Origin of the sequence: Poinsettia branch-inducing phytoplasma str. JR1 (assembly GCF_000309465.1) — a bacterium.
GTDB classification, from domain to species: Bacteria; Bacillota_I; Bacilli_A; order Acholeplasmatales; family Acholeplasmataceae; genus Phytoplasma; species Phytoplasma pruni.
The window spans coordinates 1-8,188 of the sequence record NZ_AKIK01000097.1; the positions used below are offsets into that span (position 1 = coordinate 1).

The following is an 8,188-nucleotide window of genomic DNA, read 5'->3' on the forward strand; positions in this document are numbered from 1 at the left end:
ATTTTATTATTTATTCAAATATTTAAAATTGTTTTTAAACATCTCATCTCACTTCTTCTTAAACTTCAAAGAAAGAAAAAAAATTTTATATGAACATAAAATACAAACGTCTTTTGTCGTTATTGGATTTCACAAAAGAAACTAAAAAAATACGTGATAAAATTATAATTGATGTCGAAAATCATGAATGGTATTATCATGAGAATACTCTCTTAGCTTTGCCAGGGGTGTATATGAATCCTAAAGCGAAAAAAGGAGATGTTTGGATAACAATAGAACGTTTCGCTCCTCCTGTTGCTCCTCAAATAACTAAAAATCCTTTATTAAAATTATGGTTAAATATTTCTGATGATTATAGAATTTTGCCTGTTTTAAAAAATAAAGTCAAAAAATCAAAACTAAAAGAATCAGGTTTCCCTATAACAACAAATTTTAATGAAGAAAATGTAAAAGATTTTGTTTTTCTAAAAGAATTTTTACCTTTAAATCAATCTCTTCAAACTGATTTTGACAATTATTACCAAAATACTTGGAAAATTTGGGCTGAAAAAGAAGCCGACATTAGCAAAACAAGACAATTATATAAAAAATTATATAAATTAGAACAAGAATTTAGAAGTAATCAAGATGATTCTCATCGTGAATTGGTTTTAGGAGTAGGAATAGTTTTATGGAATTCAGATGGTAAAAAATCCAAAATTCGTTATCCTTTAATTAGTCACGCTTTAGAAATCCATATGAACGAAAGAACTAATTCTATGGAATTAATGCCTCTTAGAGAGCCTCAATTAGAGTTAGATATTTACACTTTTATTCAAAATCCTGGTGTTTCCGCTATTGAAACGGCTTGGAAAAATTCTTCATTAGTTTCTCAAGAAGGTAAAAATGTGGTTTTTTCTCCTTATAATACTAAAACTTTTGATTATATTCTTAAAATAGCAGCTTCTCATCTTGATCCGCAAGGGGAATATCAACCACAAGGGAATAATGATCGCACTTTATTACCAATAACGGAAAAATTAAAAATTACTGATAATTGGGTAGTTTTCATTCGTCCACGTGATAATAAATTTTTAATTCAAGATTTAGAACGTTTTCAAAGTCAATTTCAAGTAGCTACAAGAAATTTACCTGATATACCGAAAGGAATTTTATCTATTCTTGAAGAACAATCAGATTCCCGTAAAAAAATTAAAATGCCAGAATTTAGAAGCTTGGAAATTCATTACTCTTTTAACGAAGATCCTGAGGTTGTTCCTGTAAAAGATTTATTTTTCACTATGGCTTCTAACGAAGAACAAGTTAAAATAATTCAAAAGTTAGAAATTTATGAAGGATTAGTAGTTCAAGGACCACCTGGAACTGGTAAAACCCATACAATCGCTAATATTCTTTCTCATTATTTAACTTTAGGTAAAAGAGTTTTAGTCACATCTATGAAAAAAAACGCTCTTAACGTTTTAAGAGATAAATTACTTCCAGAAATACGACCTCTAGCGGTTAGTTTTTTATCCAGCGAACAAGAAGATTTAAAACAATTGGAACATAATGTTTCAGTTATTAAAGACCAAATCAACTCTATTGATGAAGATAAATTTGAAAAAGATATTTCCTCTTTAGAAAAAGAAATAGATTTCATTCAAAATGAATTAGCTCATATTGAACAAAAGATTAAAGAATTTTTTCAACGTAATTTTGATTTAATTGTTTTTTTGCCGGAACAATCTCGCCCTCCTATAAAACCTTTAGATGCTTCAAAAACATTAGTTAAAAAGCGTCATAAAATTGAATGGTTTAAAGATAAATTAAAATTAACAAATGCTCCTTTATTCCAATCAGAAGATATTGCTGAACTAAAAAAAACTCGTCTTAAAGTGGGCAAAAAAATTTCTTATTTAAATATAGAAATACCTGCAATTGAACCAGATTTAGTAGAAAATTTAATGGAAATTCACACAAATATTATTACTTACGACTCCATAAAAAAAGAAATAAAAGAGAATAAAATTTTTTCTTTAGAATTTAAAAATGATAAAATTTTAGAAAAAGCTCAACACCTTCTGAAAATGCTAGAATACCAAATAAAATTAAACCAATCCTTAATTGATGGTGAAAAAAAATTTACTTGGCATGATTCCATTAAAAATACTTTAAAAAAATCTAGACACGACTTACCTTTAAAAGAATTCGCCGTTTTTTATAAAGACATTCAAGAAACAGTAGCACAACAACAAGATTTTTTAACAAGACCTGTCGCTAGTTTCGCTAATTTAGAATTAGATTCTGAAATTATGAAGGCTATTAATAAAAAAGCTTCAGGCAAAAGCGCTTTTGGTTTATTTAGTTTTGGCAAAAAAGCGGAAAAAAAAAAATTGTCTTCAATTGTCATTATTTCTAACAGACCTGAAAATAAAGAAGATTGGAAACATGTTCAAAAATATTTCTGTTTAAGAAAAAAGATGAGAAATTTAATTATCATCTGGCAAAACGGTTTAGCTTCTAATTTATTATTAAGTGATGAATTAGTGAACTATGATAATTCTGATCCAAGCACTTTCAACCCTAAACATATTTTACATTTGAAAAAAGTGTCTGATCATTATCAATATTTAATTGAAAAAGATATTAGAGACGCAGAAATAATCAAATTAGTTTCTGAATTATTACCTAAATTTCCAGAAATAAAGCAAATTCCTAATAGGCTTGATTTATTAACTCAATTGCAAAACGATTTACAAAAAAATATTGAATTTCATAATGTTAGAGACGCTTTTAAACAGAAAAATAAAATCAAGAATGTTTTTTCAATATCTTCTGCTGAATTATTTGAAAATGTCCAAAATTTAATTGAAGAAAAATGTGGAAATCCAGAAATAAACGTTAAAAGTTTGAAAAAAGAAACAGATTCCTTTTTAAAAGAAATCAAAAATTTAGACACTTTAAAAGAAAATTTTGAAACCATTAAAAAAGTTTCTGAATTGATTGAAAAATCAGGAGCTCCTTTATGGGCTGATGATTTAAGAAATAAACCTCCTCTAAATTCTTCTTCTGATAATCTTTTACCTAATGATTGGGATGAAATTTGGTGGTTAAAACAACTTGAAGTTCATCTGGATAATTTGCAAACTCGCGACTATTTAAACAAAATGGAAGCAAAGAGAAAACAAAAAATTATTGATTTAGAAAAAGTTTATAAGCAAATAGTGTCTAAAAAAACTTGGTTACAAGTCTCTCGTAAAAGCACTCCTGATATGGAATCAGCTTTACAATCTTTTATCACTCATATCGCTAAAATAGGAAAAGGAACTGGTAAAAAAGCTCCTATTCATAGACGTCAAGCACGTCAAGCTTTAACTAATATTTTAGAATCTAACGCTATTCCTTGTTGGATTATGCCTCATGATAAAATTTCTGAAGTTTTACCTTCTCAAATAGGTAATTTTGATTTAGTAATTATCGATGAAGCTTCTCAATCTGATTTATCTGCTTTAGCAGCTTTTTTAAGAGCTGATAAAATTTTAATTGTTGGTGATGATAAACAGGTTGGTCCTCATGATATTTCTGATGTGAGCAAAACACAAATTTTATCTCAACGTTTCCTCAAAAATCAAGTCAAACGTTATCAAGGACATTTAAGCTCAGGTTCTTCTATTTATGAATTATTTCAAGTAGTTTTCGCTCATGAAAAAATTATGTTAAAAGAACATTTCCGTTCCGTTTCTCCTATTATTGAATATTCTAATAGAGAATTTTACCATAATGAAATCCAACCAATGCGTCTGCCGAAAAAATCTGAACGTCTTGATCCGCCACTAATCGATGTTTTAGTAACTGATGGAGCTTGTGAAGATGAAAAACAAGAAATTAATAAAGCAGAAGCTCGTTATATTGTGGATGAGATCAAAAGAATTTGTGCCGATCCTAGGATGAAAGATAAAACTATTGGGGTTGTTACTTTAAAAGGTGATTGTCAAGAACATTATATTTACGATATGCTAGAAAGAGAATTACCTAATGATCTTTTAGAACGTCATGCTATTAAATGTGGAAACGCTAGAACTTTTCAAGGCGAAGAAAGAAATATTATTTTCCTTTCTTTAGTGGTGTCTTTCCGTCCTAACGGTAAAAAACCAATGCCTTTGACTAAAGAAGATGCTTATCAACGTTTCAATGTTGCTGCTTCTCGTGCTCGTGATCGTATGTATTTAGTCCGCAGTATAGAAATGAATGAGAATCAACTCAGCAATAAAGACGTCTTAAGACGTGGAATTATTAAACATTTTAGTTTGCCTTTTAGTCAAGAAGAGAAAAAAAATAAAAATTTAAGAACTCTTTGTGAAACAGATTTTGAACGTCAAATTTATGATATTTTAGTTGATTTAGGTTACCGTGTTCTTCCTCAAGTTAAAGTCGGTTCTTACCGAATTGATTTAGTGGTTGAAGGGGATAATGATAACCGTTTAGCTATTGATTGTCACGGCGATAGATTACAAAGTGCCGAACAAGATGATCATGATTTAAACCGTCAAAGAGTTTTAGAACGTAATGGATGGGAATTTTGGAACGCATTCGCTTTTAATTTTGTTTTAAATAAAGAAGATGTTATTAAAGACTTAATTAAAAATTTAGAAGCAAAAGACATTGAACCTGCCAAAACAGAAAATATAAACCAAGCCATTTACACTGAACAACGTCGAGTAACTGTTTTTCGAAAAAATGAATATTCGTTTGTCGATTAAACAATAAAATCCATCGTTACTTTTTAAAGTTAACGATGGATTTTTTCTTTTCTTCGCCGTTGAAAAAATATTTCCCACAAATGAAGATAATTCATCAATAAACAATAAATTGCCCCAAAAGAATTACATTTTTAAGATTTAATATATAAAAAGAGTTAATTTATTTTTTGAAATAATAAATTAACTCTTTTGCCTAATTCTTCCGGTAATTCTAAAAAGAATTTTTTTTTTAATTTTATTTTCGTCATTTTAAGATGTTTCAATTCTGACTCGTAATTAGGTCCTTTCATTGCTATAAAATAACCCTTTTTTTTAATAAGAGGAGAAGCTAATTTTAAAATTAATTTTAATTTGCCTAAAGCTCTAGCGATCACTAAATCATATTGTTTATCGTGTTGTTCAATCCTTTGATGAAATAAAAATACATCAGTTAAATTCAGTTTTTTAACTAATGATTTTAAGAAATTAATTTTTTTTAAAGAAGAATCAATTAAAAAAATTTTCAAATGAGGGAATAAAATTTTTAAAGGGATACTAGGAAAACCGGCTCCAGTGCCTAAATCGCTTAAAGTATCAATTTTATTCAAATCAATATTTTGAGAAATCAATAAAGAATCATAAAAATGTTTTAAATAAACATCTTTTTCACTCGATAAAGAGGTTAAATTGGTTTTTTCGTTGTATTCTATTAAAAAAGAATAATATATTTTAAATTGTTCTAATTGCAATTCGTTTAAATTAAATGTGTCTTTTAATATTTGATTAAACAAAATTTTGAGTCCTTTGTAAAAAAACTAATAAAATAGAAATATCAACTGGATTAACTCCTAAAATTCTGGATGCTTGACCTAAATTATAAGGTTTAATTGTTGTTAATTTTTCTTTAGCTTCTTTAGATAAATTGTGAATTACTGAATAATCAATATCAATAGGAATTGTTTTGGTTTCTAATTGAAGAAGTTTTTGAGCTTCTTTTTCGGCTTTTAAAATGTAATTTTCGTATTTAACTTGAATTTCAACTTGTTCTAAAACTTCCGGTGTATATTGTTGATCAAAAACAAATTTCAAAATATTTTTATTTAATTCTGTTCTTTTTAATAATTTATATAAACTCACTTTTTCCGTAATTAAAGAAGAGTCATGTTCTTTTAAATAATTTAAATTCTTTTCATTAACTTCAAAAAAAGTTGCTTGTAATTTTTCTTTTAACATGTCTACTTCTAGACGTTTTTTGTCTACATTTTTATAAGTTTTTGCATCCACTAAGCCTAATTCAAAACCATAATGAGTTAATCTTAAGTCAGCGTTATCATGTCTTAATAATAAACGAAATTCTGCTCTTGAAGTCAATAAACGATAAGGTTCTTTGGTTCCTTTATTGATCAAATCATCAATTAAAACGCCAATGTAAGCTTCATTTCTGTTTAAAACCAAACCGTCTTTATTTTGCAGTTTTAAACTAGCGTTAATTCCAGCCATTAAACCTTGACAAGCAGCTTCTTCATAACCGCTAGTACCGTTGATTTGACCAGCAAAAAATAAATTATTTATTTTTTTAGTTTCTAAAGTATGTTTTAATTGGTTAGGATTGAACGCATCATATTCAATAGCATAAGCATATCTAACTATTTTAGCATTTTCTAAAGCAGGAATAGTTTTTAAAATTTTATGTTGTATTTCTTTAGGCATGCTTGTAGAAAGACCTTGTAAATACATTTCATCAGATTCTAAACTTTCTGGTTCAATAAAAATTTGATGTTGTTTTTTATCGCAAAAACGCACTACTTTATCTTCTATAGAAGGACAATAACGCGGACCCGTTCCTTCTATTTGACCATCATACATCGCCGATTCATATAAATTTTGTTCGATTAATTCGTGAGTTTGTTCGTTAGTATGAAGCAAATAACAAGGTTCTTGAACTCCTAAATCGTCAATAACTGAAGGAGAACTGAAAGTTTGTAAAATGCCATCGCCAAATTGCATTTTAGCTTTAGTATAATCAATGCTATCTTTTTGAATTCTAGGTGGAGTGCCTGTTTTCAAACGAATAACTTCAAAACCATGTTCTTTCAATTGTTTGCTAATTCCATAAGTGGTTGGTTCATTATTAGGACCCGAGTTGATTTTTGATTTTCCCATCAAAACTTTACTGGATAAATAAGTTCCTGTCGTCATAACAACAACTTCACTATAAATAAGTGTTCCATCTTGCAATTTAACCCCTTTAACTTGTTGTTTTTTAATAATTAATTCTTCCACTAAACCTTCTAATAAAGTTAAATTAGCAGCTTCTTTTAATATTTGAATAACTACTTTAGGATATTTTACTTTATCAATTTGAGCTCTTAAACTTCTTACAGCGGGTCCTTTAGAAGTATTTAACATTTTCATTTGAATTTGCGATAAATCGGCTGCTTTTCCCATAATACCGCCTAAAGCTTCAATCTCTCTTACAACGACGCCTTTGGCTGGTCCGCCGATAGAAGGGTTACAAGGAAGAGTGGCAATTTGTTCTAAATTGCCTGTAATTAATAAAGTTTTATGTTTTTTGGATAAGGCTAAAGCGGCTTCTACGCCGGCATGCCCGCCACCAATAACGATAGCTTCGTAATTCATTTTCTGTTAACCTCCTTTTTTAAAAAATTTTTTCATAAAAATAATTTTTATTCGTTTTCTGAAACATGTCTGTAAAGTCTATGTTGCGTTAAAATGTTTTCTAATTCTTCTTTGCCTAAAAAATTTTCAGATTCTTGAATAAATTGGATAAATAATTTTTTTTTATCCAATTGGAATTTCTTATCGCTTTTTTTCATAAAAAACATAAAAATGATTAAAAATAAAATAATCGGTAAAGCGAATAACATAACAACTTTATAACCATTTAAATTTGAAATTGATAATTTAACTAAAGTAGATAAAACAAGAGAAGTGGCAAAACCTATTCCTAAAGACAAAAAGTTTTTTGTAATTATGTTTGCGCGTTTATTTAACAATTCATAAATAAATTTCATATAAAAAGAATTAATTTCTTTTTGATATAAAGCGTTGAATTTATCATAATATTCTTCATGAATCAAAATTCTAAAAACACCATTTAAATAAGTCCAAACTACATATTGATTCATGTTCAAAAAAAAGGAATTATATTTACTTTGTTTTAAATAAAAAAACTCAATTTTTTTTTCTTGATCGTTAAAAAGACAATTTTCTTCGCGAAAAGCATTTCCTTCAACGGAATTAAAAACAAAAGGTAAAAGCTGAATTTTGTTTTTTTTTATAAATAAATTCATAATCAAATAGATTCCTTTTTATTGGTTTATTTTCAATTATAAAAAAATCTTTTTAAAAATCATCACTCACATGAAATTAAACTTATGGCTGCTTCAATCAAGACCTGACCAGATTCATTATCTTTACATTGAATGATGATTTTTAAAAAGATTTTT

The 8,188-nt window shown here is 27.7% G+C and carries 4 protein-coding genes and 1 other RNA gene; 1 reads left to right on the forward strand and 4 read right to left on the reverse strand.

What is annotated here, in order from left to right; translation table 11 throughout:
- Positions 1-89: 89 nt before the first annotated feature.
- Positions 90-4,739, forward strand: a complete 4,650-nt coding sequence (locus ON17_RS02175; RefSeq protein WP_017191855.1) for an AAA domain-containing protein — start codon at positions 90-92, stop codon at positions 4,737-4,739.
- 155 nt (positions 4,740-4,894) lie between these two features.
- Here the strand turns inward: ON17_RS02175 and rsmG are convergent, their stop codons facing one another.
- From rsmG to ffs, 4 genes are all read right to left on the reverse strand, one after another.
- Positions 4,895-5,512: a 16S rRNA (guanine(527)-N(7))-methyltransferase RsmG gene (gene rsmG / locus ON17_RS02180; RefSeq protein ID WP_173363078.1), complete on the reverse strand. Its 618-nt coding sequence runs from the start codon at positions 5,510-5,512 to the stop codon at positions 4,895-4,897.
- Positions 5,502-7,358, reverse strand: a complete 1,857-nt coding sequence (mnmG, locus tag ON17_RS02185; protein WP_017191857.1) for a tRNA uridine-5-carboxymethylaminomethyl(34) synthesis enzyme MnmG — start codon at positions 7,356-7,358, stop codon at positions 5,502-5,504. Before mnmG ends, rsmG begins: the two co-directional genes overlap by 11 nt.
- A 47-nt stretch (positions 7,359-7,405) precedes the next feature.
- Positions 7,406-8,032: a hypothetical protein gene (locus tag ON17_RS02190; protein WP_017191858.1), complete on the reverse strand. Its 627-nt coding sequence runs from the start codon at positions 8,030-8,032 to the stop codon at positions 7,406-7,408.
- 50 nt (positions 8,033-8,082) lie between these two features.
- Positions 8,083-8,177: signal recognition particle sRNA small type (ffs, locus tag ON17_RS03395), an RNA gene on the reverse strand.
- Positions 8,178-8,188: the final 11 nt, after the last annotated feature.

Excerpts from the sequence above, each read along its gene's own strand:
- ON17_RS02175 (WP_017191855.1), top strand. The coding sequence starts at position 90 with ATGAACATAAAATACAAACGTCTTTTGTCGTTATTGGATTTCACAAAA.
- mnmG (WP_017191857.1), bottom strand. The coding sequence starts at position 7,358 with ATGAATTACGAAGCTATCGTTATTGGTGGCGGGCATGCCGGCGTAGAA.
- ON17_RS02190 (WP_017191858.1), bottom strand. The coding sequence starts at position 8,032 with ATGAATTTATTTATAAAAAAAAACAAAATTCAGCTTTTACCTTTTGTT.